General features: G+C 53.9%; 1 protein-coding gene. It reads right to left on the bottom strand.

Annotated features, from left to right (window positions below):
* Nucleotides 1–256: polysaccharide biosynthesis C-terminal domain-containing protein (locus QSV46_RS40255; protein ID WP_314964229.1), on the bottom strand; the 256-nt coding region annotated here is incomplete at both ends.

Raw genomic sequence — 256 nt, 5'->3', positions numbered from 1 at the left:
ATATACAGGCTAATAGCAGCGATCTGAGATACCAGCGTTGCGACGGCTGCGCCTCGCACACCGAGGTCCAGTAAGAATATGAAGACCGGATCAAGCACAGCATTGAGTACGAAGGCGGTAATCATCGTCCACATGCTGAATCGTGTGTTGCCTTCGGCTCTGACGATGAAGCCGTTGACGATGTTTAGAAGCATCAGGGTGTACCCGAACAAAAGCGTCTCCGCGTAGTCGAGCGCCACGGGCATGACGGTTGGAG

The organism is Bradyrhizobium cosmicum (assembly GCF_032290525.1).
In the GTDB taxonomy this organism is placed as follows: Bacteria; Pseudomonadota; Alphaproteobacteria; order Rhizobiales; family Xanthobacteraceae; genus Bradyrhizobium; species Bradyrhizobium cosmicum_A.
This window is presented reverse-complemented; position numbering and strand designations above follow the sequence as displayed.